Genomic DNA, 24,345 nt, shown 5'->3' with positions numbered 1-24,345 from the left:
TTAGAAATTAACATTTAAACCTAACGTAAAACTTCTTACAATAGGACTTGCACCTTCTTGGTAACCATAAGTCGTAGGCCCCCCATAACCAGTGTTGGTTGTCTCCACACCTTCTGGGTTAAATGAAGTATAATCGTCCCCGAAAATGTAAAATAAATTCGTAGCTGCCCCATATATTCTAACTGAATTTAAGCCGATTTTTTCAATAAGATCCGGTTTAAATGTATAACCTAGAGTCAAGTTTCTTAAAGCGATATAAGAAGCATCTTGAATTCCGGATCCATGCGCATTTCTTGTTTGTTCATAATGTAAACCATTAGCATCTGCTATATCATCGTCGTTAGCATCAAAATCAGGTTGTAATGCTCTTCCAAATTGTGTTTTCCAATAAATCGGGTCAATATTATACACTTCTGCACCTTGTGACCCTTGTAATTGGAAAGACAAATCAAAATCTTTATAATTCATATTACTATTTAAACCCCAATAAAAGTCTGGATTGGCAGAACCTAATTTTACGTAATCTCCTTCATATGTAATTTCACCATCATTATTTTGATCTACCACATACCAATAGCCACTACCATTTCCAACGGCTCTAGTTGGGTCTGCCATATGTACAGCTTCAACCTCGCTAACCACTTCATATCCCCACATTTCACCAATTTCACCACCTACATAGTTTCTAAATTCTGGACCTCTCCCAGATGGACCACCATAAACTTGACGCGGTAACTCATCAACAGCACCTAAACTGGTAATTTCTGTTTCAACTGTAGATAGATTGGCCCCAATACTCCATGAGAAATCATCACTATTAATTAGATTAGCATTTAATTCAAATTCCAATCCTGAACTTGTAACGTCCCCTCGATTCAATATTATTTGAGGTGTACCAATAACTTCAGACACAGATTGGTTAATTAACATATCTTCAATATCTGACGTATAATAGTCTGCACTAAACCTAAAGCGATTATTTTTAAATCCTAAGTCAACACCATAATTAGTTTCTGTATTGGTTTGCCATGTTAGGTCTGAATTTGCTAAATTTTGTGGTATTAAGAAGCCTGTCCCCAAACTTGTTTGACCAACGCTCAATAAACTTAAAGCATCGTAAGCACCTAAAAAGGATGTAGTACCTAGAGATCCTGTACTAAACCTCAGTTTAAATAAGCTCCAAGCTTCTGAATTCCAAAAGGATTCATTATGCATGTTCCATCCTACTGACATTGCTGGGAATACTTCGTACCTGTTATTCGCTCCAAAGCGAGAATCGCCATCTCTTCTGAGAGATGCTGAGAACAAATAACGATTGTCATAAGCATACTGAATTCTACCAAAAATACTTCTTCTTGATATTGTTTCATCTATTCGAGTCACAAGCACATCTGCAGCATCAAATAAGTCATAATTTAAAGGCACTCCAAAAGGCACATTATTTCCTTCTGTAAAAGTTCCTTTTCTATAAGTATTTTGGAATTCTATACCGACAACAGCTGCTATATCGTGTTTACCAATTACTTTTGCATAATTTAAAGTAGTTTCACTTAGAATTGTTGAAACTTTAGTTGATAATATATCTAAATTAGTTGCTGTAGAACGTTGTCTACCGTCAGATAATATTCCTCTGTAGAAATATTGTTCTCTGTCTCTCATATCTGCACCAAAAACCGTTTTTATATCTAAACCATCTATGATGTTATATTGTAAATACGAATTCATATTACCAAAATAGGTTTTCACCCATCGGTCAGAGTTATCTAGCTTGGCAGCCACACCAGCATCCCCTGTTCCACCAATACCATTTTGGTTTCTACCATAATGCCAATCATGTACAATATCCCCTGGCTGTAATAAATAAATACTAGTTGGATCTAAACCAATACCTCTTCTATCTCGGTCGAAAGTTCTGCCTAAATTAGCAATGGTTAATCCCCCATCAGCAAGGGCTTGTCTTTGTCCATCTAATTGTTGTACAAAGGCTATGGAAGCCTCTGTGTGATAAATAGGACTAATACTGTAAGCTCTTAACAAATCTCTTTGATCCCAAGCTAATATATCTTGATGACTGTAGAATCCGTTTAAAGCAATTCCTGCTTTTAATTTATCACCTAAATTAGTATCAAGATTTATACGTGCATTATACCTTTCAAACCCTTGGGTTTGTGCAATACCATCTGTATTTAAATACCCAATAGACCCAAAAAATTTTGTGTTTTCAGAGCCACCACTTACGCTAAGGTCGTGACTGTTAGTAGATCCATTTTTAAATAACCAATCTTCTACACTAATTACATCAGGAGCGTTAGCAAATGCATTTAACCTGTAATTTAATAACTGTGGATCTACCTGAGAAAGGTCATAAGCACTTGTTTGTAATTCAGATGCCCATTCTCCAGATGTTTTTAACATTTCAATGTCATCTACATATTTTCTTGAAGTACTATAAAAGGCATTGTAGCTAAAACTTAATTGACCTGATTTTCCTTTCTTCGTTGTCACTAGAATAACACCGTTAGCTCCTCTTGATCCATAAATAGCTGCTGAAGCGGCATCTTTGAGCACCTCTAAGCTCTCAATATCATTAGGATTTACAGTAGCCAAGTTACCAGATATAGGATATCCGTCTACAACGATTAGTGGACCTGAATCACCTGAAAGAGAAGACGCAGCTCTAACCTGAATTTTAGGATCAGCACCGGGTTCACCACTTTGATTTTGAATAAGCACACCTGAAAGCTTACCAGCTAACGCATCGTCTACACGATTAGCCTGAATAGCCGCAACGTCATTACCTTTTACCTGTGCAATAGCACCTGTAAGATGTGATTTTTTACGAGTACCATAACCCACGACAACAACTTCATCTAATTGGCTTGCATCTTCTACAAGCACAACATTAAGTGTCGTCTGGTTTGTAATAGTTATACTTTGAGTAGCATATCCTACAAAAGAAAATTGCAACACATTTCCACTCTTTACTTGAATTTCATAATTACCATCAAAATCTGTGGTAGTTCCTGTTGTAGTGCCTTCAACAATAACATTCACTCCGGGTATAGGAGAATCATCTGATGCTGAAGTTACTTGTCCTTTTACTAAAAAGCTTTGTTGCGCAAAAAGAGTTAGGTTGATCAAAAGTGCAACAACTAAAATTAGCTTAGTTTTTAAGTTCATAATACATTGTTTAATTAAACTGAATTAGAATTGTCGTAGTCACTTAAAAACAGGCCATGACAGAAAATAACAAACAATTTATTATTTTTGCAGTAGGCATGTTGATAAATACTACATGCTTATTACTTCCCTCCAAAGAAGTAAGTTTGAAAGGATAGGTGTGCACCTGTCCTTTTTTTGTTTTCAATTTTATTGGTTTACCAAATTGGTTTACCAGATTGGTTTTCCAAATATATATAAATATTTGTTAACTACAAGGTTTTCGTAAAATTTAATTGTTAAAATTTTAGAAATCATAATTTTAACTCCATAAAATCTTCCCGAATTGGGCTAAACAACAACTATTATAACTCCTTCTTTTATTTAGGTAGCAACGCGAAGTATTTATAGATAGAATTTGCAAATTTTTTATGATTTTTGATTACCAAAATAAGAAACCTTTCCCCCACTTAAAAAGTCTTCTCTTACAGGACTAAATGTATCAATTAGCATTCCTTCTTCTAGGCAAATAGCACTATGCAATAAATTAGGTTCAATATACACTCCGTCACCTGCTTCTACGATTTGCTTTATACCATCTATTTCGAATTCAAATTTACCCGACACACAATAAGTAGCTTGTGTATGGAAATGTTGATGTGGTGTACCTAATGCTCCTTTTTCAAACCTTACTTGTACCATCATTATTTGGTTGTCATAACCTAAGAACTTTCTTGATACTCCACCGCCGAGTTCTTCCCATTCGATTTCTTTTGTTATAATGTACTTTTCACTAAATCGTTGCATAATTTTTGAATTGTTTTTGATTTAATTATCTTTTTCTCCTAGATTATTTCACTTAAGCGGTACACCCGGGCCAACAGTTGCCTCTCTAAACCATACTTCTGTATAACAGCCATTTTCATATTGCTTTGCAATATCACCTCCATAGGTTTCTGCACCTGCACACCAAACCATATTTGTTTTAGGGTCTTTTCCGTTGGTTTGGTTATATGCCCCTTGTTTAAAATAGCCAAGTTCACCTTTATAAGCAGTAGCACGTTCAGTACCATCTTGTCCTATTGGCACAAATAATTTTTTTGCCTGAGCTGGCAAATCTGCTCTATTAACATATTCAGATTCAATTAGATTTTTAGTAAATGTTTTGATTTTATGACCTTCGCTTTTAAATGTGAGGTACATAATACCTTTATAAACATTTACTTCATAACTAAATTCTTCACCTAGTTCTATTCCATCTGCAGGCTCATTTGGATAATCACTTTTTTCTTTTCCAATTACCGACATATCATAGCCCCATACAGGAGTAGAAAAATCCCATCTTCCAGAATTATCATCACCAGCTGTATTGATCTCATAATTCCAGAATACGGATCCTTTAGTATGACCTGGAAACTTCTTATAAAATATTTTTAGGGGTTCGTTTTCATGGCCTTCACCACCATGAATCTGGCCAACTACAACAGAATAAGAAGCAGCTACTCTAGCATCGCCAGAAACAGAAACCTGCATAACCTTACAAGTACCTGTAAGATTACCTCCTTCTTCAGGTGTCCATTCCCGCTTTTCATGTAACTCCGTTCTTGTGTTACTAGAGTTTTTTGAAGTTACTCCAGAATTTGGTGTTTTATAAGCTACCCAACGTCTTGTGCCATCAATTACAGTATAGAAAAAATCTTTGTTTTCAAAGTTGACAAGGTCTTCTACATTAGTGCCATCTCCCATCAATATTTTAAATTTATCCATGAAAGGAATCACTTCACTTGGATAGACCGTTTTCTTGCTTAAACCATCGTTAGCTTCGAAATAGCCTGCATTTGAGATTGCATCCTCACTTATTTCGATACTTGCTGATTTAAACCAAACTTCAGCATAGTTTCCATCTGCATACTGTTTTTGAATATCTCCTCCATGAGTTTCGGCACCAGAACACCACACTTTATTTACTTTGGGGTCTTTCCCGTTTGTTTGATTGTAACAACCTAATTTGAAAAAAAGTCCTTCCTCGGCATAAGCATTCTCACGCTCAACTCCATCCTGACCAATAGGTACAAACAAATCTTTGACTTGTTCAGGTATATCTGAACGTTTAGAATATTCAGATGAGATTAGATTTTTTGTAAATCTTTTAGTTTCATGTCCTTCACTAGAGAAAGTAAGATACATCATACCTTCTCTTATTTCTACTTCATAACTGAATTCTTCGCCCAAAGCAATCCCATCTTCTGGTTCTGGTGGATAGATATTTTCATCAGTTCCAACAACGGAAAAGTCATAGCCCCAAATAGGATACGAATAATCCCATCTACGAGAATTGTCAACACCAGCAGTATTAATTTCATAATTCCAGAAGAGAGAGCCTTTTTTGTGACCAGGGAATTTTTTGTAAAATATTTTTAACGGTTCGTTCTCATGCCCATCTGCACTGTGAATTTGACCAACCACTACTGAATAGGTAGAAGCAACTCGGGCATCACCTGTGGTCGAAACATTCATAACTTTGAGGGTTGCGATCATTTTAGCATCCGTCATAGGTGACCATTTTTTTAACTGAGCTAACTCGGTTCTTGTATTGTTTGAAGTACCATGAGTACTTCCTGCATTTGGTGTTTTAAACACTACCCAATCACCTTGCTCATCATTTTCGCTGTAAAAGAAATCCTTGTTCTTGTAATTAATTGCTTGCCCGACATTTGAACCATCTCCTAAAATTAAGTTCCAATGCTGAAAAAATGATATTACTTCGCTCGGTACTTTATTTAATTCGGCCTTTTCAGAATTATTGGTTTGATGTTTGCATCCAGCAAATAGTAAAAAATAGCTGAAAAATAAGAGGAAGAAAAATTTGTTCATATTTAAATTGGTTAACCAGATTGGTTTACCAAAATTAAAAATATAAATTAATCTAGCAAATTATTTAACAGAATAATTCTATTCTGAGGTCATATGGGTTTAAAAATGAGAGCGCAATTTTATCAAAAAAGAGCTTTCAAAATTGAAAGTTCCAACAAGGTTAAGGCAAAGAATTATCTACCTATGAAGTCTCTTATGCCTTCTTTTACCTTTGCTTTTCCCATCTCGTTTAAGGGCATCTTTTACAAGAATTTGAAAATTTTCTTTTTGTTTTTCATCGCACATCTTGTAAACTTCCTTAAAATGACGAAACAATTCTAAATCTTTCTTTTTACCAAGATTAGCTATCACTGAAGTCATTGAATCTATTGCGGAAGTTTCAAAAACAGTATTAGAAACATTACTGAAAAATTCTTCTTTAGCATTCATTATATCAGCATCAAACGCGTTCATGATTTTTCGATGCTCAGAAAACAATTGCTTGTACTGTTCGGTTTGTTCTTTTGTGAAGTTCAGTCGTTTTTCTACAAATTGTACCGCTTTTATAGATTTTTTTTTAGAAGACTTCTTTAAATGATTAAACAGAAAAAATCCGTTCATCACTATCAAAAAAGCCAGTAAAATATAGATAGGTAAATTTTTCTTCATATTATTCAAATAAGTTTAATTCTGTATCTAAAGATAATTCATAAGCTTCAGCAAAATCTGTCACATTGGTGGTATATTCATTTGTATTCATTTGTAATAAAGCAACCATATTTATCACAACAAAAACCGCCAATGTAGCCAATTGCAATTTTGGAGTAAACCAAGGAAACAAAGTTTGCACTTGTTCTTGCTTTTCTGCAAATAGTTTGTTCAACACTTTCCCTTTAAAAAAAGGTGATGCTTTTACTTGTTCAATATTCTCTATTGAATCAAAAGTAGCTTCTACTTCTTTGTATATGTTATGTTCTTTATTCATTTCTAATTTTTAGATGTATTTTCCGTCAAAAACTTGTGTTAATTATCATTTTTATAAAAATTTTCTAGACGCTGCTGCAAATTCTTTTTTGCTCTAAATAATAGAGACTCAACTGAAGAAATACTTTTCTTAGTGATAGCACTTACTTCTTTGTAACTTAGTCCATCAATCTTATGCAAGGTAAAAACTACGCGTTGACCTTCTGGTAACTGCTCAATGGCTCTAAACAAGATTTCACTTCGCTCTTTATTTTCTAATTCAATACCTGGATGGTTAAACTCAGTAAAGTAGTTCGTTTTATCAACAGGTGTTTCATTTCCTAAAATAGTTTGCATAAAAGCAAAACGTTTTTTTGCATTTTTCTTTCTGATGAATTCCAGGCATTTGTTAGTGGTGATCCTAAAGATCCATGTGGATAATTTTGCATCACCTTTAAATTTATTAATTGAATTATAAATTTCTACAAACACCTCCTGTGCTATATCTTCTGCATCTTCTTTATTGGGTACAAAAGACAAACATCTATTGAAAACCACATCTTGAAACTGATCTAACAATTCTTCATAAGCATAACGCTTGCCTTGCTTTAAAGCTTCTATCAAATCTTTTTTGGTCAATCTTTGGTGGTAATTTAGGCTAAAATAAAAAATACCAGCCGAAAACGACTGGTATTTTAAAATTGCTCTATCTTGAATATACTATTCTTTATCAAAAAATGCTTTATGAATAATTCCTGCTACTAGTGCACCAGCAATAGGTGCTACCCAGAACAACCAGCTTTGAGTTAAGTATTCACCTCCTGCAAAAATAGCCTGACTTGTAGAACGTGCAGGGTTTACAGATGTGTTAGTAATAGGAATACTAATTAAGTGAATTAATGTAAGTCCTAAACCAATAGCTATAGGTGCAAATCCTTTTGGAGCTCTTTCATTGGTGCTTCCTAAGATGATCAATAAGAAAAACATCGTCAGTAAAAATTCTGCTACAAAGGCTGAAGTCATTGAGTAACCTCCTGGTGATAAATTTCCATATCCATTCGCTGCAAAACCTCCAATGTCTGTAAAATCACTTTTACCTGTAATAATTAAATACAATGCTACAGCAGCTATGATAGCACCTGCTAATTGCGCAATAATATAAGGCACTAATTCTTTTGTTTCAAACTTTCCGCCAGACCACAATCCTAAAGAAACAGCAGGGTTAAAATGCCCTCCAGATATATGCCCTACGGCATAGGCCATTGTTAAAACAGTTAAACCAAAAGCCAAAGCAACTCCGGTAAAACCGATTCCTAAATCAGGAAATGCAGCAGCAAAAATTGCACTACCACAACCTCCAAATACTAACCAAAAAGTTCCGAATAATTCAGCAACATATTTTTTCATAATAATAAGGGTTTAGATTAATTGATTATTATTGAGACACTTAAAATTCATTAAAGTCACAACTCAACAAAAATAGCATAATATTTCAATGAGCTTTCATACTGCTTTTTGTATCTTTGCACAAACTTTTATGTATGAAGTTATTTTTGATCACATTAGGCTTGTTAACTATTGCTTTTGCAGGGATTGCTATCAAAATATGGGCAAAAAAAGATGGAGAATTTGCCGGTACTTGCGCAAGTCAAAACCCCATGTTGAATAAAGATGGTGAAGCCTGTGGTTTTTGTGGCAAAACTCCTGATCAATTTGATACCTGTGCTGAACCTCAACATAAATAAGTAAGTTTGTAGCATATGCTACTAACCTGGCTTTTTATTCTATTTACTTTTGTAGTTATTATCCAGTTATTGTATTGGTTATTCCTCTACGGGAAGTTTGCTTTTTTACTAGGACATCAGGTAGACTCAAAAAGAACTACCAAACCCGTTTCTATAATCATTGCTGCTAAAAATGAGGCAGCGAATCTAAAAAAAAACCTATCTAAAATTCTTAAGCAAGATTATCCAGATTTTGAAGTCATACTGATAAATGATGCTTCTACAGATGATACAACAGAGATCATCAAGAATTTCCAAAAAGATTATAAAAATCTAAAGGCAATTTATTTGCAAGCTACTTATAACTACACAGGAAATAAAAAAAATGCGATTACCAAAGGAATCGAAGCAGCTTCAAATGACTACTTACTTTTTACGGATGCTGATTGCAGTCCAGCTTCAGCAAATTGGATTACTAAAATGGTCACATCATTTAAGAAGGATACAAAGATTGTTTTAGGATATGGAGCTTACGAGAAATTGCCCACATTTTTAAATAAGCTCATTCGTTATGAAACACTACTTACCGCTATTCAATATTTTTCGTATGCAAAGGTAGGATTACCTTATATGGGCGTTGGACGCAACTTAGCGTATAAAAAAGAACTCTTCGAACAAATTAAAGGGTTTAAATCGCACTCAGAAGTAAAATCCGGTGATGATGATCTATTAATCAATCAAATAGCCAACAAAGAAAATACAAGCATTTGCTTTTCAAAGGACAGTTTTTCCATTTCTGAACCTAAGAAATCATTTAAATCTTGGTTTCAACAGAAACGAAGGCACATTTCAACAGCTTCACATTACAAGCCCATTCATCAATTTTTATTAGGTATATTTTATTTAAGCCAACTCTTATTTTGGTTGTTGGCAATATTATTATTGACTTTTTCGTTAAATTGGCAATTCGTAATCTTATTGATCGTTATCCGTTTCATTATACAATACAGTATCATATCAAAATCAGCTTCTAAATTAGATGAGCAAGATTTGGTAGTACTTACCCCTATTTTGGATATTCTTTTAGTTTTTACCCAACTAGCATTATTCTTTGCAAATCGTATTCAAAAACCAAAACACTGGTAATGGGTGAAAAAGGAAAAATAGCAGAAGCAATTCAGCGTGCTAAAGATGGAGAAGAAATTGCCTACACCCTTCTTTTAAATACCTATTGGAAAGATGTATATCGATTTATTTCAAGCAAGACTACTGATGAAAATGAAGCAGAAGATATCACCATCCGTTCTTTTGCAAAGGCTTTTGATAAAATTGAGACCTTCAACGAAAAATACAAGTTTAAATCCTGGATATTGACCATTTCAAATAATCTACTAATAGACGAGCTTCGTAAACAGAAAAAGGAAACGATTTCAATCCATAAAGAAAATTCTGAAGCTTATAAAGTAAAGGATGGAGAGCCTACTCCGGTAGATAAACTAATCATAGAGCAAAACTTAGCACAGTTATTAGCGTATATCAAACAATTAAAACCCCATTATCAAGAGATTATTCATCTTCGTTTTTTTCAGGAAATGAGTTATAAGGAAATTGCTCAAGAAACAGGTGAACCCATGAACAATGTAAAAGTAAAATTGTTACGCGCTAAGAAATTATTGGCCGAGATCATTAAGAATTCTAAATCTTAACTCCACTGTCAACCTCAGCGCAGTCGAAGGGTTGATATGGATTCCGCATCTAGTGCGGAATGACATTTATAATTAATTATTATTTTCACCTAAATAATGCTCTAATTTATGGAGGAAAATATCAGAAACAAATATGAAAAAATTTACTTCAACGGCGAATCGTTAATAGAGTCTGCAAAGAAGTTAGCAGAAATTAAAAACTACGGAACGGCCATCTCTTTATTGATATTAGCTTTAGAAGAATTCATTAAATATCGTGTTTATTTAGATAGTTTATGTGACGAAGGAGAGTTTAGTAAATTAGAAATAAAAAAAATATTTAGTGATCATAGAACCAAGCTCAATTTAATTATGGAATTTCAGGAGACTTTTTTATCAGATTTTGAAAAAAGCTATGAGAATTATGTGATGGACGTACTCCTGGGAAATAAATTCGGTGAAAAGTCTTCGAAAGCTAAAAATAATAGATTTACAGTCTGGGGATTTTTCTTACGAACTTCATATGATGAAATAAACTTAAGTGAAAATGAAGTAAGTGAATTTATAGAAGTTTTAAAACATGCAGATGAGTTAAAGAAAAGAGGTTTTTATGTAGGTAAAAATAAAAATCATTGGTCATTTCCTTCTGATATCAAAAAAGCAACTTATTTTAAAGTTTTAAAATTTACTTTATCTTTTCAAAAACAAGTTGAAATTTTGAAAAGTTTAGATATGACAGATGAGGAATTTGTTGAATTTATGAATGGCTAGACAATGAAAAAACTACTACAATCTCTAGGTCCTGGTCTTCTATTTGCGGGTGCCGCCATTGGTGTTTCACATTTAGTACAGAGCACAAGAGCCGGTGCTGATTTTGGTTTTGGACTACTCTGGGCATTACTACTAGTTAATTTATTTAAATATCCTTTTTTTCAATATGGTCCCCGTTATGCTTCTGCTACGGGTGAAAGTTTAATAGACGGCTATAAAAGATTAGGCAGTGGAGTTTTATGGGCATATTATATATTGACTTTTGCCACCATGTTTACCATTCAAGCAGCAGTGACAATTGTAACAGCAGGATTAGCAGCAAACTTATTTGGCATTACTGCCAGCCCAGTTATATGGAGCATAATTATCACCATAATTTGTTTTTTAATACTGATGATTGGTAAATACAAGGTATTAGATAATTTAATCAAGGTTATTATCATTACACTTACTATTAGTACGCTAGCAGCTGTAATTATAGCAGTTTTTAATTCAGGTTCTTCTGTTGAATTTACTCAGGTTTTGCCTAAAGGAAGCTTAGAAATTACCTTTTTAATTGCCTTTTTAGGGTGGATGCCTGCTCCTTTGGATATTTCAGCGTGGCACTCGCTTTGGGCACTTGAAAAACAAAAGGCGACAGTTGAAGATTTTAATATAAAGAAAGCTTTATTCGATTTTAATATTGGATACGTCGGAACCGTCTTTTTAGGTATCTGTTTTATTACCTTAGGTGCCTTAGTAATGTTTGGTTCAGGAGAAACATTTGACAGTTCTGCCGGAAAATTCGCCCAACAATTGATCAACTTATATACAGAAAATTTAGGTAAAGAAACATCTATTTTTGTTGCTATTGCGGCTTTTACTACCATGTTTAGCACCACACTTACCACTTTAGATGCTTCACCACGTGCAATGGCTAAGTCTACAGAGTTACTATTTGACAAAAAGTTTAAATCCAATTATCTACTATGGATTTTGCTATTGGCTTCTGGTACTATTATCATCTTGACTTATTTTATTTCAAATATGATCACTATGGTTAAAATTGCGACAATTTTATCCTTTTTAACTGCACCTTTTTATGCTATTGCAAATTTCATGTTGATCTCTGGGAAGCATACACCTAAAGAGTGGCGTCCATCGTTAAAGTTGAAAATTCTAAGCTATCTAGGGATTATCTTTTTAATAGGATTTAGCATTTGGTATTTAATAAACCTCTAATCTAATTAAGGAAGTACTTAAATTTTATTCTTTGTAAATTTGCAACTCCAATTTTATGTATGGCCGAAGTATCTGTAATACCACCTGTAAAGAAACCGAAATGGTTGCGTGTAAAATTACCGGTAGGTAAAAAATATACTGAACTGCGTGGTTTAGTAGATAAGTATAACCTACACACCATTTGTACCAGTGGTAGCTGTCCAAATATGGGAGAATGCTGGGGTGAGGGTACAGCAACCTTTATGATCTTAGGAAATATCTGCACACGATCCTGCGGCTTCTGTGGTGTTAAGACGGGGCGTCCTGAAACTGTAGATTGGGAAGAACCTGAAAAAGTAGCACGTTCTATTAAGATTATGCAGATCAAACATGCTGTTGTTACATCTGTTGACCGTGATGATCTTAAGGATGGAGGCTCTATCATCTGGGCAGAAACGGTGAAAGCTATTCGAAGAGCAAACCCTGAAACTACATTAGAGACATTAATTCCTGATTTTCAATTAATTCATAAAAACCTGGATAGAATTATAGAAGTTGCTCCAGAAGTTGTTTCACATAATATGGAAACAGTTCGTCGTTTAACTCGTGAAGTGCGTATTCAAGCAAAATATGACCGTAGTTTAGCTGTTTTAAAGTACTTAAAAGATCAAGGTATTAATAGAACCAAATCTGGTATCATGTTAGGTTTAGGTGAACGCGAAGAAGAGGTTATTCAAACAATGGAAGATCTTCGTAATAATAATGTAGATGTGGTTACCATTGGGCAATATTTACAGCCTACAAAAAAACACTTGCCTGTAAAGGAGTTTATTACACCTGAACAGTTCAAAAAATATGAAGAAATAGGTCTACAAATGGGTTTTAGACATGTTGAAAGTGGCGCCTTAGTCAGATCTTCATATAAAGCACAAAAACATATACTATAGGCTGAATTAACAGTTTTATAACACTGTTTAACCTTTTGTTAACGAGAGGCATACAATTTTGTTGCGATCTTTGCGTTATAGAATTGTAAGCAGACGTAAGTTTGTTTTCATTGTATAAATTATTTGAGTTAGTTAAAAGAAAACGCCTTTACTTCACAAAGGCGTTTTTTTATGGATAAAAATGATCTAAAAAAGTTTGGCACGGGAATTGCTTATTATAAAATAAGCAAAGTAAAATTTGTTTCATTGTATGAATTATTTGAGTTAGTTAATTTAAAACGCCCTCGCTTGAGGGCGTTTTTTAGTTCTAATGTATACTGCAACTAAGTATTTTTCTAATGTACTTATCAAAACCGTCAGTTCGAGTTTTTTCCTTGGAAAAAGTATCGAGAACAAGGTTTTATATTAAAAACTCTATTCTCGATACAATCCGCCGTTGGCGGATCACTCGAATTGACGAGTTTACGTTAAAATGCACGACAGATCAATATATCTTTTTCTTAAATTAATATCTTAGCCTAGATTATTTTTAAAATGGAATTCAGCAGAGAGTTACTTTTTTTCTTTAGTGCCTTGGGAGCTTTTAACGGAGTTGTTCTGAGCTTATATTTTTTGTTGTTTGCCAAACCTAAAAGCATTTCTAATAAATTCTTAGGTTTTTTCTTGTTAATGATAAGTATACGTGTTGGTAAATCAGTATTCTTTTATTTCAATCATGATCTTTCATTTAACTATTTACAATTTGGCTTAACTGCTTGCTTTTTTATTGGTCCTTTTTTATATTTCTACATCAAATCGGTAGTTGAACCCAAAAGCAATATCAAAACTACATGGAGATACCATATTTCAATATTAGTGCCTATCGCATTATTAGTAGGATACCTATATCCTTTTAGAGACAATGTATATTTATGGAGGCCCTATATTATAAAAGCTATTTACATTCAATGGTTCTTATACATTTTAGCTTCTCTTTATGTAATTAAACCAATTATTAACAAGCTTTTTGATAAAAATGAGAAACTTGAGAAATTAGATATATGGCTCCTAAGTATTATAATAGGCAATCTACTTATTCTCAGTTCGTATTATTTTACCAGTTTTATTAACTATATCTCGGGTTCTTTAGCGTTTTCGTTTTTACTCTACCTATTAATACTATTCTTATTCTTTGGTAAAAACAGAAACACACTTTTGCAAAACTCTCAAAATAAGTATGCCGATAAAAAGATTGATTCAAGTAAAGCCAATGAATTGGTACAACAACTAAATAGGGTAATGACTGAAGAAGAGCTCTATAAAAATGCCAATCTTAAATCTTCTGACGTTGCAAAAAAAGTACACCTAACCACACATCAATTCTCACAGCTACTCAATGATAATTTGGGCAAGAACTTTTCAGTTTTTATTAATGAATACCGTATTGAAGCTGCTAAAGCAATGTTAAACCAAAGTGACAACTTAACACTCGAGGCCATAGGTTATGAATGTGGGTTTAACTCAAAATCTACCTTTTTTACCACGTTTAAAAAAATGGTGGGGGCCACACCTTCAAAATTCAAGAACGGTTCAAATTTATAAATCCGAACTTCTAATTTATAAGTTAAAAATCATTTTAATTTACTAAAAACCATATTAGCTGAACTAAAAATTTCAGCAATGCGGTATTTAATTATTTTTGGATTCACACTTTTATTTTTTGGCTGTTCTGCAAAAGCAGAAAAGCAACAAATACAGTCTTCAAAAAACAATATTTTATTCATTGTTTCTAATCAAGATACTTACGGTGAAACAGATATGAATGCAGCAAATCACTTTGCTGAGATTGTATTAGCTTACGATGTTTTGATCAAAGAAGGCTATAATGTAGATTTTGTAAGTCCCAAGGGCGGAGCTATACCTATTGGATATTTACGTACTTCAGACTCAATTCAAAAAAAGTATCTATACGATGCTGGTTTTATGAATAAGTTGAAGACGACTTCCAAGCCAGAGGACATTAATCCTGAGAATTACAAAGCGGTGTATTATGGAGGCGGTGGATCCGCTATGTTTGGAGTTCCAGAGAATGAAGACATTCAAAACATTGCTTCTTCAGTATATAAAAACAATGGAATCCTTTCTGCAATTTGTCATGGCACGGCAGGTATTGTAAACTTAAAAGATAAAAATGGTAATTATTTGTACAAGGGAAAACAGGTAAATGGCTTCCCTGATCTATTTGAAAATAAAGAAGCAGACTATTACAAAACTTTCCCATTCTCAATAGAAGAAATAATTAAAGAACGTGGTGGAAACTTCACATATTCAAAAGAAGGTTGGGATAACTTTTATCAAGTAGATGGACGGTTAATTACTGGGCAAGATCCAACAGCAGCAGCTTCAGTGGCAAAAAAAATCATAGAAACATTAAGAATCAAAGCAAATGAATAAGCTATTTACAACTCTCATACTTCTTATAATAAGTGTTACTTCTTTTTCTCAAGAGCCTAAAAAAAAGCAAATAACATCAGACCAAATAGATACTGTTTTTTCCGAATGGGATAATCAAAATAAGCCTGGAATAGCTGTTGGTATCTTAAATGATGGAAAAATAGAATACACAAAAGGATACGGGCTCGCCAATTTAGAGCATCAAATTTCTATCAACCCTGAAACAAAGTTCTATGTAGGTGATTTGGCCAAAGAATTTACGGTTTATGCATTGCTATTGTTAGAGCATCAAGGACAAATCTCCTTAGAAGATGATATTCGCAAGTACTTTCCCAAGTTATCTTCTCTTCCATATAACATTAGTATCAAGCAACTCATACATCACACAAGTGGCTTAAATAATATAGAAGTTGTTAAAGCACTCGCCGGATGGAAATCTAATGATGTATTTAATAAGGAACAGGCATACACAATGATATTAAATCAAGCAAGCTCCCTACCTATAAGTGGTAGTGTACAACGACACACAGATGCTGGGTTTATGATTCTAGAAGATCTTATCTCTAAGGTTAGTAAAATGCCCTATACTAATTTCATAACCGAAGAAATTTTTGAGCCGCTTGAAATGAAAAATGCTGTTTTTGATATACAAGAAGCTATAATTACTAATAAGGCTCAAGGATATTATGCCAGGAACAATGACTTCATGAGTTCAACCATGAACACAAATCAAACCATATTATCAGATGTATATACCACAGTGGGAGATATGTGCCTTTGGGCAAAAGAACTTCTAGATCCCAAAATAGGTACTAAACAAATCGTAGAAAAATTCGATGGATTATCAGTTGTAAATAACAAAGAGGTTGAAGAAGCTAATAGAGCTCTGTATACCGGTGGACATCGTTTTTGGAATTATAGAGGAACAAAAAAGTTATACCATGTAGAGGTAGCTGGAGGATATGCCAATAAATTAATCCGCTACCCAGACCATAATCTTGCGGTAGTTATTATGGGAAATGACGGAGCTTACAATGGATATGCAGGTACAGCAACTAGCGCTCTTTATATTGAAGATTTTTTAACTAACCCAACAAATACATCTGAAAAAATCACTTCTAAAAAATTGTCAAAAAAACAACTTTCAAAATTTGAAGGCAACTATTGGGATACAACCAACCTTACAAGTAGAAAAATTCATATTGCAAATGATACATTGAGATATTTTAGAGGGTCGGGAAATGAAAGTGCCCTTGTACCTTTAACAAAAAACTCCTTTAAGATGATTACTTGGGGAGATGTAACGGTAAATTTTAATATAAATGATGTTCCTAAAACTCTGGATGTAATTGTTGGAGATAATACTTCTCATTTAGTGTCATATGATCCTAATGCCAGTTGGACCAAAAATCTGGAAGTATTCACAGGTAATTATTATGCTGCCACTTTGGATACATCATATTCTCTAAGTATAGAAGAAGAAAAGCTGATTCTTACCCATCCTAGAATAGAGCCAGTACATTTAGACCCAAGACTACCTGACCATTTCACAGGGGACAGAAGGAATTTTTCATCTCTTAAATTCGAAAGAGATGAGAATGGTGCCATAAATGGATTTAAATTAGTTACACGTGGAATTGGTGATATATGGTTCCAAAAGGAAACAACCTTCGACAAAAATTTAGTAAAAAATAAATAGAGTAGTTGCAAAATATAAGTTAAATACTCTAAAAACCTAATAAATAATAATTCATATTCATTAAAAATGAAAAAACTATTCACTCTTATTTTTTTGATAACTACATCTTTAACAATAAATGCACAATCAGAAATCGAACAAATTAATAGTGTTCTTTACGATTATATTGATGGCACAGCTAATGGTGAACCAGATCTTTTAAAGCGTGCCTTTCATGAAGATTTCAATCTTTACTTTGTTAAAAACGATTCCCTTCAAACTTGGTCTGGTAAACAATATGTTGGCAACGTAAAACAGGGAAGAAAAAGTAACCGTATTGGCAAAGTTATTTCTATTGATTATGAAGGTGATGCAGCTATGGCAAGAATAGAAATTTTAATGCCCGCTAGAAAACGCATCTACACGGATTATATGTTACTACTAAAAATAAACGGACAATGGAAAATCGTTCATAAGTCATTCACTTTTAAAAACTATCCTGAGTAATGAAATTTTCACTGTCCTTCTTACTATTTATTTGCTCTTTAAGCTTGATTGCTCAACCTAAGCAACCATTTGACAGCATTTTCAAATCATGGAACGATACCACAAAACCAGGAGTAGCTGCAGGACTAATCCAAAATGGAAAAGTAATCTTTTTAAAAGGGTTTGGCGCTGCCAATTTGCAAACAAATGAGCTCATTACACCGCAAACTAAATTTCAGTTAGGGGAATTGTCAAAACAATTTACCACATTAGCCATATTACTTCTAGAATCACAAGGAAAACTTAACTTAAAGGAAAATGTGCATAAATACCTACCTGAACTTCCAGAATATAAGCACACACTTACTATAAAACATCTGCTTAACCACACAAGCGGATTATATGACATTAATCGTATTAATATTGTGTTAAACGGATCTGATCCCATACGTACTCAAGCAGATGCTCTCAAGTTAATTGCTTCTCAAAAAGCACTTTCCTCTAAACCAGGAACACAATTTTCATTTCATGAATCTGTTACAGAATCTGTTTTAATGGCAGAAATAGTTGCAAGAATTTCAGAACAATCATTTGCTGAGTTTGTAAAATCAAACATTTTCGAACCACTTGGAATGAAGAATTCTATTATTAGAGATAACTACAATACAATACTTTCTAATGTTGCGCTACCCTATCAAAAAGAAGATGGTAAGGATTATGAAAAATTGGAAGTTCGCAGCAATGTTATTGGCGCAATTAATGCTTATAGCTCGGCAGAAGATATTGCGATATGGTATTTAAATTATTCAAAACCCAATGGAACGCTTGGTCATTTAATACAAAAATTAGATACACCTGTTACTCTAGATAATGGCGAAATATTTAATTATTACTGGGGCGATATGGCAATTGGTCGTGAGTTTACACACCCAGAAAGAGGGCTTCCTATATTTTGGAATTATGGATTTCAAGGTGCCTATGGTACCAATGTATTTAGATATCTGGATCAAAATATTATCTCATTTGTTTTAGGGAACAATAATGAGTATAACGGTGGATTGGCTCATGACTTAATAGATATTTTAGTTGAGGATATGTATCCGTTACCTGCTAACATAAATTTTAGCACTAAAAAAATAAAGAAATTAAGCACTAAGGATTTAAAATATTTTGAAGGACATTATTGGTTTAAAGAAGGGTATGCCTCAGAAATATTTGTAAAAAACGATACACTAAGATCTAAATGGTTGTTTAATGGTAGAGATAGATATCAGACTTTAATTCCGCTATCAGACAACACATTTCAGCAATATGCAAAAATGGAAGATACACGACTTTTTAAATTTAAGAAAGAAGGCAAAGACATGACACTCTACTTTACATATAATGAAAGTCGACCCGATATTATGGAACGATATGAGCCGGTAAATCCGTCTAAACAAGATTTGCAAGCTTATACCGGAACTTATTATAATGAAGAATATGCAGTGTTATTTTCTTTTCACATACAAGAAGGTCAGCTAATTGCTAGAAATTTAAATCATCAAGAAATTAAGTTTAAACCTGTAAAAAAAGATGTTTTTACTAGTACCTCAATGTTCTTTAATGCTTTAAATTTCAATAGAGATAATTCTGGTGAGGTTATTGGTTTTAGAATAGTTACTGATGGAATAAATGGTTTATTTTTTAAGAGAATAAATGATAAAAAGTTAAATTAATACCTTTGATACGGTAAATTGCTTAACAATGAATAGAATTTGTTCCTCCTTATTTATTGCATTTATTTTGATTCTATTTTCTTGCAATAAACATAATGAGTCCTACAATGGTTGGCAAAAGGTATATCAAAATGATGCAAGTGGAAAAGCATTATTCGGTAGCAAATCTAAACTTATCGATGCAGTTAGGTTAGGTTATCCTGTTCGTATTGGATGGGGAGGTAATACAGTAGAACATGTTGCAGATGCAAGCTTTCTTACCATCTTTGAAGGTAAGGAAGTTTTTACCCAAATAAATTCAATACTTGGACAAGAACCTAGAATAGACAATGATTCTTTAAAAATTAGGTTTAGAATGCAAAATACTTGGACAAAAATTGCTGGCACTAATGGTTATTCAACAGGTTTAATGACTGATCGTTTTAATGATACCATAGTTGGTGGTGGAACAGATAGGCATTCAGCTACAACCTGGTACGTTTTATACCCAAATAGAAAGCGAAAACTAGAAGCATTACCTCTCTGGAGAAAAGAATCTCCTAATTGGGAAAAATGGAAAGAAAGTAATTAAAGTAAATGTGAGAAATCTTTTTTTAATCGTCATAATACTGTTCATTATGACTGGTTGTATTAGTAGAAATCAGAATAGTGATTGGGAAATCATTTATAAAAATGATAAACAAGGGAACACAATAATAGGTTCGAAATTAAATGTCATTAATGCAATTCGTAATGGGGCAGATCTAAAAATTGGTTGGGGCTCTAAAGGGAAAAATCATACGATAGAACATTTAAGTGTACCTATATGGCTAGCCATTTTAGATGAAGAAGAAGTGATTGCCCACTTAGATCCACAAGTTTTATCTTCAGTTGACTGGAATAGTTTATCTGCTGATTATAGCGATGCTTCAAAACTTAAGGAAGAATGGAGAGTGGTTATAACTACAAAAGGAACATTTGATGCTATATGGTATGATAGAGAAAATGATACATTAATTAAAAGAGTTCTCCAAAATCATACGATGACCTGGTTTTCTAAAACACCTATTGAAAACGTAAAACCTTTATTTAGTAATTAGCTGAATCTAGTTCTTATTATTCGATAAATACTTTTTTATTTTTGCGTCAAAATCTTTACCATGTTCCAAGAATTCCGTTTTTATAGGTAAGTAGTAAACATACTCTTTGCCAGAAAAAGCACGTACATAATCTTTTTCGGTGGTAAGGATAAGTTTTTGATCAGACTGTATCTCAGAAAATTGCTTTTCAATTTTGTTATGGTCTTTAACAGAAAAATTATGGTGGTCTTGAAATGCTAAATGTTCAAAATTAATCTCTTGCCGTTCTAAAAAAACCGTCAACGGTATTGTTTTCGCAATTCCGGTTACCAATAGAACTGTATAGTTTTTCAAATTTTTAAAAGGTATTTCTTTATTGACCCCAATAACTGTATCATTATATCCAATTTTGGTAAAGAAAACGGTTTGCTCTAGTTCTATGTTTAACTTCTTAGTAATTTCAAACTGTTCTTCTTCAGATAGGCTTTCAGGGCATTTCGTTACAATAATTATTTGAGCTCTATTTGCTCCTTCTACTTTTTCACGTAACTCACCAGTTGGTAACATTGTGTCATCAACATATAATTTGTCATAAGGTGTCAATAAAATATTAAAACCTGCTTCTACTTTTCTATGCTGATAAGCATCATCTAATAGAACAATATCTGGGTTGTTCAATTCTTTCAATTGTGTAATTCCGTTTACACGATCGGCATCTACAGCTACAATGATCTCATCACCGTATTTTGTATAAAATTGCATCGGCTCATCACCAATACTCTCTGCGGTAACATTTTTATCAGCAACTATAAATCCTTTAGATACTCTTTTATAACCTCTACTAAGAACAGCTATTTTGTAATCACTCTTTAATAAACGAATCAGGTATTCAATCTGAGGTGATTTTCCTGTACCGCCAACACTTAAATTTCCAACCACAATAACCGGAATATCAAACTTAGTAGACTTCAATACACCTTTATCATACATTTTATTACGTGCAGAAGTGACCTCTCCGTATAGTACCGAAAAAGGATATAATATTTTCCGTAAAAAACTCACAAAACGAAGGTAGTGAATAGATTAATAACCTACGTGATCCACAATTTCTAATCCATAACCAATAATACCTACGCGTTTCTTGACATTTGGACTATTAGAAATGATGCGCAGTTTACTGATATTAATATCATGAAGTATTTGTGCGCCAATACCAAAATCTTTTTCATCTAGTTTAATTCTTGGTACTTCAGTCTCATCTTCTTCCTGTAAATCTTTAATCATACCTAAGCGATTTACCAAGTTAAATGATTGATTTTCCTGATTGATAAACACTACTGCGCCTTTACCGTTCTCATTAATCAATTTAAACGTTTGACTAAAGCTGTCATCAGGTTTTGCTGTTAAGAGCCGTATAATATCATTATTGATCAAGGTAGAATTTACACGTACTAACACTGGTTCATCTTCCTCCCACTCTCCTTTAGTTAAGGCAATGTGTACCTGATTATTAGTAGTTTGCTCATAGGCTCTAAGACGAAATTCACCAAAACGAGTTTGTAGATTAAAATCTTCAACCTTTTGAATTAGAGAGTCATGTTGCATTCTGTAAGCTACCAAATCTTCAATGGAAATGATTTTTAGATCAAACTTTTTTGCAACCTCTACCAATTGCGGTAAACGTGCCATGGTGCCATTTTCATTTAGGATCTCAACTAAAATTCCTGCAGGCTTGAATCCTGCCAGGCGTGCCAAGTCAATCGCCGCTTCCGTATGACCCGTTCTTCTCAGTACTCCGCCATTCATTGCCTTTAATGGAAATATATGCCCTGGGCGCCCTAGATCATATGGTTTGGTTGTATCATCAACCAGTGCTTTAATCGTTTTAGCCCTGTCATGCGTGGAAATACCAGTTGTACATCCATGACCTATTAAATCAACAGAAACTGTAAATTGTGTATGATGCAATACCGTATTGTTTTGCACCATCATGGTCAAATCTAACTCCTTACACCTATCTTCAGTTAAGGGAGCACAGATCAAACCTCTACCATGCATAGACATAAAATTGATCATCTCTGGTGTTACGGCCTGCGCAGCGGCAATAAAATCGCCTTCATTCTCTCTATCTTCATCATCAACCACAATTACCAACTTGCCTTTTTTAATATCGGCAATGGCTTCTTTAATAGTGTTTAATTGTAGTATGTCTTTTTCTGTTGTTATCATGCCTTTGCCTTTTTAGAACGACGAAATCGTTTGAAAAAATTTGTGATGGGTTGTAAAAATAAATCAATATTAAACACCCCTTTATCTCTTGTTGCTCTACGAATTAATAACAAACCAAATGGCAATGTTATAATGGTGGCTAACCACCCTCCAAACATGGCTGTAATCTTACTAGAATGCGCCATATTCTTACCCAGTGTAGACAGGAAGAAATAGATAACAAAAATAATGATTGCCAATATCATAGGCAATCCAAACCCACCTTTTCTAATAATGGACCCCAAAGGGGCGCCAATAAAGAATAATACAAGACATGCAAATGAAAAAGCAAGTCTTTTGTGATATTCTGTATCGTATACATTTAAAAAACGCTGTTTATCCTTTAAAGTTTTTTTAAACCCTTTTATATCTTTTAGCGTTCTGTCACTTGCCGAAATAGCATTGTTTAATACAGCAACTTTACCAATAGTATCAAAATTATCAAGAATATTTTTGTTTAAGTCAGCCTTAAACAATGAATCTGAGTACATGTCTTTGACTGCATTTTTTTTATAAAAGCTCTCTGCTTTAACTTTTATGAATTCATCATAAGGTATTTTGAGTGAATCTCTATAATAATCTAGTTGGTTCAAACTCAACATTTCTCTGTCTTCCTTATACTCAGCAGCATTGATATTACTTAACTTAGAAATATCAATATTTACGGTATATTGATCAAAATAAGATTTAGTAAAAGGCATGTTTCTCGTCTTATTATACGATCTGTTTTTACCAATTAAATCTTCATAATGATACCCTTTTTTGAGCACTAAGGTCATATACTTACTCCCATCTTCTGAGGAAATTTCGCCTTCTTCAGCTTTAATCACCTTAACATTTGCATTTCCTTTATCAAGATCATAATAGATATGCACATCTTTAAGAAGATTATCTTCTTCACCATATTTCTCTGCAAACTTTATACTATAACCTGGTATTTCAGTGTTAAAAGTGCCTGGAACCAGCGCCAAAGCCGGTTTAGTCTTTTGCATATCTACCAGTAGGTTCTTGAACTTAAATGCTGCTCTAGGAAATGCATAATTCAAGAATAAAAAGTTCAATCCACTTAAAATCACCATTAAAATTACCAATGGTCTAATGAGTCTTTGTAATGAAACACCTGCTGATTTAATTGCAGCAAATTCATAATTCTCTGAGAGATTTCCTAAGGCCATGATAGAGGACAAAAGAATGGCAATAGGTAATGCAGTAGGCACCATCATTTGAGCGATGTAACCCAAAAATTTTAAGATGACAATAATGTCAATTCCCTTTCCGGCTATTTTGTCAAACTGCAACCATAAAGTTTGCATTACTAAAACAAAAAGAACCACAAAAAATGTGGCTAGAAAGGGTACTAAGAAACTTTTAAGTATGTACCTATAGAGTATTTTCATATGTA

Annotated in this window: 23 protein-coding genes; 13 read left to right on the top strand and 10 right to left on the bottom strand. The window is 33.5% G+C overall.

From position 1 onward, the window contains the following. The 7 genes from AC1EU5_RS14575 to aqpZ all read right to left on the bottom strand — a co-directional run bounded on the left by AC1EU5_RS14575 (window position 1) and on the right by aqpZ (window position 8,382). Window positions 1-3,180: a SusC/RagA family TonB-linked outer membrane protein gene (locus AC1EU5_RS14575; protein ID WP_480193148.1), complete on the bottom strand. Its 3,180-nt coding sequence runs from the start codon at window positions 3,178-3,180 to the stop codon at window positions 1-3. Window positions 3,181-3,588: 408 nt separating this feature from the next. After that, window positions 3,589-3,966 carry a cupin domain-containing protein gene (locus tag AC1EU5_RS14570; RefSeq protein WP_480193147.1) on the bottom strand — a complete coding sequence of 126 codons (378 nt, stop codon included), beginning with the start codon at window positions 3,964-3,966 and terminating at the stop codon, window positions 3,589-3,591. 48 nt (window positions 3,967-4,014) lie between these two features. After that, window positions 4,015-6,033: a polysaccharide lyase family 7 protein gene (locus AC1EU5_RS14565; RefSeq protein WP_480193146.1), complete on the bottom strand. Its 2,019-nt coding sequence runs from the start codon at window positions 6,031-6,033 to the stop codon at window positions 4,015-4,017. A 177-nt stretch (window positions 6,034-6,210) separates the two neighbouring features. Continuing rightward, window positions 6,211-6,681, bottom strand: coding sequence for a Spy/CpxP family protein refolding chaperone (locus AC1EU5_RS14560; RefSeq protein WP_480193145.1), 471 nt, complete (start codon window positions 6,679-6,681; stop codon window positions 6,211-6,213). A 1-nt stretch (window position 6,682) separates the two neighbouring features. Then, window positions 6,683-6,997, bottom strand: coding sequence for a hypothetical protein (locus tag AC1EU5_RS14555; RefSeq protein ID WP_480193144.1), 315 nt, complete (start codon window positions 6,995-6,997; stop codon window positions 6,683-6,685). A gap of 38 nt (window positions 6,998-7,035) precedes the next feature. Beyond that, entirely contained in the window at window positions 7,036-7,614 is a 579-nt protein-coding gene (locus tag AC1EU5_RS14550; protein ID WP_480193143.1) for an RNA polymerase sigma factor, read from the bottom strand. An 81-nt stretch (window positions 7,615-7,695) separates the two neighbouring features. Continuing rightward, a complete protein-coding gene (gene aqpZ, locus AC1EU5_RS14545) occupies window positions 7,696-8,382 on the bottom strand; it encodes an aquaporin Z (RefSeq protein ID WP_480193142.1) in 687 nt (228 codons plus the stop codon). 134 nt (window positions 8,383-8,516) lie between these two features. Here aqpZ and AC1EU5_RS14540 point away from each other — a divergent pair, with 134 nt between their 5' ends. The 13 genes from AC1EU5_RS14540 (at window position 8,517) to AC1EU5_RS14480 (ending at window position 20,696) form a co-directional block, all read left to right on the top strand. After that, complete coding sequence (locus AC1EU5_RS14540; protein WP_480193141.1) at window positions 8,517-8,720, top strand: membrane or secreted protein; 204 nt, start codon at window positions 8,517-8,519, stop codon at window positions 8,718-8,720. 15 nt (window positions 8,721-8,735) lie between these two features. Next, complete coding sequence (locus AC1EU5_RS14535; RefSeq protein WP_480193140.1) at window positions 8,736-9,845, top strand: glycosyltransferase; 1,110 nt, start codon at window positions 8,736-8,738, stop codon at window positions 9,843-9,845. Next, window positions 9,845-10,405 (top strand): RNA polymerase sigma factor, encoded by a 561-nt coding sequence (locus tag AC1EU5_RS14530; protein ID WP_480193139.1) that lies wholly within the window; start codon window positions 9,845-9,847, stop codon window positions 10,403-10,405. The genes AC1EU5_RS14535 and AC1EU5_RS14530 overlap by 1 nt, the downstream gene beginning before the upstream one ends. 108 nt (window positions 10,406-10,513) lie before the next feature. Then, entirely contained in the window at window positions 10,514-11,155 is a 642-nt protein-coding gene (locus AC1EU5_RS14525) for an AbiV family abortive infection protein (protein WP_480193138.1), read from the top strand. A gap of 3 nt (window positions 11,156-11,158) precedes the next feature. Then, entirely contained in the window at window positions 11,159-12,376 is a 1,218-nt protein-coding gene (locus AC1EU5_RS14520; RefSeq protein ID WP_480193137.1) for an NRAMP family divalent metal transporter, read from the top strand. 59 nt (window positions 12,377-12,435) lie between these two features. Next, window positions 12,436-13,302, top strand: a complete 867-nt coding sequence (lipA, locus tag AC1EU5_RS14515; protein WP_480193136.1) for a lipoyl synthase — start codon at window positions 12,436-12,438, stop codon at window positions 13,300-13,302. Window positions 13,303-13,836: 534 nt separating this feature from the next. After that, window positions 13,837-14,883: a helix-turn-helix domain-containing protein gene (locus AC1EU5_RS14510; protein WP_480193135.1), complete on the top strand. Its 1,047-nt coding sequence runs from the start codon at window positions 13,837-13,839 to the stop codon at window positions 14,881-14,883. A 78-nt stretch (window positions 14,884-14,961) separates the two neighbouring features. Further along, on the top strand, window positions 14,962-15,735 hold the full coding sequence (locus AC1EU5_RS14505; protein WP_480193134.1) for a type 1 glutamine amidotransferase domain-containing protein: 774 nt from the start codon (window positions 14,962-14,964) through the stop codon (window positions 15,733-15,735). Then, on the top strand, window positions 15,728-17,434 hold the full coding sequence (locus AC1EU5_RS14500; RefSeq protein ID WP_480193133.1) for a serine hydrolase domain-containing protein: 1,707 nt from the start codon (window positions 15,728-15,730) through the stop codon (window positions 17,432-17,434). Before AC1EU5_RS14505 ends, AC1EU5_RS14500 begins: the two co-directional genes overlap by 8 nt. Window positions 17,435-17,500: 66 nt before the next feature. Then, window positions 17,501-17,920 carry a nuclear transport factor 2 family protein gene (locus AC1EU5_RS14495; protein ID WP_480193132.1) on the top strand — a complete coding sequence of 140 codons (420 nt, stop codon included), beginning with the start codon at window positions 17,501-17,503 and terminating at the stop codon, window positions 17,918-17,920. Then, a complete protein-coding gene (locus AC1EU5_RS14490; RefSeq protein ID WP_480193131.1) occupies window positions 17,920-19,617 on the top strand; it encodes a serine hydrolase domain-containing protein in 1,698 nt (565 codons plus the stop codon). Before AC1EU5_RS14495 ends, AC1EU5_RS14490 begins: the two co-directional genes overlap by 1 nt. 28 nt (window positions 19,618-19,645) lie before the next feature. Next, window positions 19,646-20,188, top strand: a complete 543-nt coding sequence (locus AC1EU5_RS14485; protein WP_480193130.1) for a hypothetical protein — start codon at window positions 19,646-19,648, stop codon at window positions 20,186-20,188. A gap of 46 nt (window positions 20,189-20,234) precedes the next feature. Further along, window positions 20,235-20,696, top strand: coding sequence for a hypothetical protein (locus tag AC1EU5_RS14480; RefSeq protein WP_480193129.1), 462 nt, complete (start codon window positions 20,235-20,237; stop codon window positions 20,694-20,696). Between the two features lie 6 nt (window positions 20,697-20,702). Here the strand turns inward: AC1EU5_RS14480 and lpxK are convergent, their stop codons facing one another. The 3 genes from lpxK to AC1EU5_RS14465 are packed head-to-tail and all read right to left on the bottom strand — an operon-like array spanning window position 20,703 to window position 24,340. Then, the gene (lpxK, locus tag AC1EU5_RS14475; protein WP_480193128.1) at window positions 20,703-21,737 is read right to left on the bottom strand and encodes a tetraacyldisaccharide 4'-kinase; all 1,035 of its coding nucleotides are present in this window, start codon (window positions 21,735-21,737) and stop codon (window positions 20,703-20,705) included. A 21-nt stretch (window positions 21,738-21,758) separates the two neighbouring features. Further along, window positions 21,759-22,904 (bottom strand): 3,4-dihydroxy-2-butanone-4-phosphate synthase, encoded by a 1,146-nt coding sequence (gene ribB, locus AC1EU5_RS14470; protein WP_480193127.1) that lies wholly within the window; start codon window positions 22,902-22,904, stop codon window positions 21,759-21,761. After that, window positions 22,901-24,340 carry an LptF/LptG family permease gene (locus AC1EU5_RS14465; protein ID WP_480193126.1) on the bottom strand — a complete coding sequence of 480 codons (1,440 nt, stop codon included), beginning with the start codon at window positions 24,338-24,340 and terminating at the stop codon, window positions 22,901-22,903. Before AC1EU5_RS14465 ends, ribB begins: the two co-directional genes overlap by 4 nt. Window positions 24,341-24,345 lie beyond the last annotated feature (5 nt).

The sequence above is a fragment of the Maritimimonas sp. 2405UD52-3 genome, assembly GCF_056591715.1.
This window is presented reverse-complemented; position numbering and strand designations above follow the sequence as displayed.

Coding starts and splice junctions, on each gene's coding strand:
- AC1EU5_RS14480 (WP_480193129.1), top strand. CDS start 20,235: ATGACTGGTTGTATTAGTAGAAATCAGAATAGTGATTGGGAAATCATT.
- AC1EU5_RS14490 (WP_480193131.1), top strand. CDS start 17,920: ATGAAATTTTCACTGTCCTTCTTACTATTTATTTGCTCTTTAAGCTTG.
- lipA (WP_480193136.1), top strand. CDS start 12,436: ATGGCCGAAGTATCTGTAATACCACCTGTAAAGAAACCGAAATGGTTG.
- AC1EU5_RS14530 (WP_480193139.1), top strand. CDS start 9,845: ATGGGTGAAAAAGGAAAAATAGCAGAAGCAATTCAGCGTGCTAAAGAT.
- AC1EU5_RS14570 (WP_480193147.1), bottom strand. CDS start 3,966: ATGCAACGATTTAGTGAAAAGTACATTATAACAAAAGAAATCGAATGG.
- AC1EU5_RS14575 (WP_480193148.1), bottom strand. CDS start 3,180: ATGAACTTAAAAACTAAGCTAATTTTAGTTGTTGCACTTTTGATCAAC.
- aqpZ (WP_480193142.1), bottom strand. CDS start 8,382: ATGAAAAAATATGTTGCTGAATTATTCGGAACTTTTTGGTTAGTATTT.
- AC1EU5_RS14500 (WP_480193133.1), top strand. CDS start 15,728: ATGAATAAGCTATTTACAACTCTCATACTTCTTATAATAAGTGTTACT.
- AC1EU5_RS14485 (WP_480193130.1), top strand. CDS start 19,646: ATGAATAGAATTTGTTCCTCCTTATTTATTGCATTTATTTTGATTCTA.
- AC1EU5_RS14525 (WP_480193138.1), top strand. CDS start 10,514: ATGGAGGAAAATATCAGAAACAAATATGAAAAAATTTACTTCAACGGC.
- AC1EU5_RS14555 (WP_480193144.1), bottom strand. CDS start 6,997: ATGAATAAAGAACATAACATATACAAAGAAGTAGAAGCTACTTTTGAT.
- AC1EU5_RS14495 (WP_480193132.1), top strand. CDS start 17,501: ATGAAAAAACTATTCACTCTTATTTTTTTGATAACTACATCTTTAACA.
- ribB (WP_480193127.1), bottom strand. CDS start 22,904: ATGATAACAACAGAAAAAGACATACTACAATTAAACACTATTAAAGAA.
- AC1EU5_RS14520 (WP_480193137.1), top strand. CDS start 11,159: ATGAAAAAACTACTACAATCTCTAGGTCCTGGTCTTCTATTTGCGGGT.
- AC1EU5_RS14560 (WP_480193145.1), bottom strand. CDS start 6,681: ATGAAGAAAAATTTACCTATCTATATTTTACTGGCTTTTTTGATAGTG.
- AC1EU5_RS14535 (WP_480193140.1), top strand. CDS start 8,736: ATGCTACTAACCTGGCTTTTTATTCTATTTACTTTTGTAGTTATTATC.
- AC1EU5_RS14565 (WP_480193146.1), bottom strand. CDS start 6,033: ATGAACAAATTTTTCTTCCTCTTATTTTTCAGCTATTTTTTACTATTT.
- AC1EU5_RS14540 (WP_480193141.1), top strand. CDS start 8,517: ATGAAGTTATTTTTGATCACATTAGGCTTGTTAACTATTGCTTTTGCA.
- AC1EU5_RS14510 (WP_480193135.1), top strand. CDS start 13,837: ATGGAATTCAGCAGAGAGTTACTTTTTTTCTTTAGTGCCTTGGGAGCT.
- AC1EU5_RS14505 (WP_480193134.1), top strand. CDS start 14,962: ATGCGGTATTTAATTATTTTTGGATTCACACTTTTATTTTTTGGCTGT.
- AC1EU5_RS14465 (WP_480193126.1), bottom strand. CDS start 24,340: ATGAAAATACTCTATAGGTACATACTTAAAAGTTTCTTAGTACCCTTT.